At 40.6% G+C, this 251-nt stretch carries 1 protein-coding gene; it reads right to left on the reverse strand.

The window, feature by feature from the left end:
• The coding region (locus AAEY62_RS23690; protein ID WP_350636906.1) for a DUF3019 domain-containing protein at window positions 1-251 on the reverse strand (251 nt) is incomplete at both ends.

Genomic DNA, 251 nt, shown 5'->3' on the forward strand with positions numbered 1-251 from the left:
CACTGTAACTTTACTTCAGTGGTGGCTATGACTTTTGCAGTATTACTATCAAATAATTCAAATGATAAGCTCTGCTCAGAGTCAAATGCATAATTAAAAACGCCGTGTTGCTGCTTAAGCCAACATTGCATAATATATTTTGAGGTAGCGTCTCGTAAGCAGTAGTTACCTATTGTGGGCTGCTGCCATGATAAAACCACTTCAGTATAACAGTGGCGGCCTTCACGTAGTGCCACGCAGGTATTAGGTAT

Origin of the sequence: Pseudoalteromonas sp. GW168-MNA-CIBAN-0100 (assembly GCF_040309225.1) — a bacterium.
In the GTDB taxonomy this organism is placed as follows: Bacteria; Pseudomonadota; Gammaproteobacteria; order Enterobacterales; family Alteromonadaceae; genus Pseudoalteromonas; species Pseudoalteromonas arctica.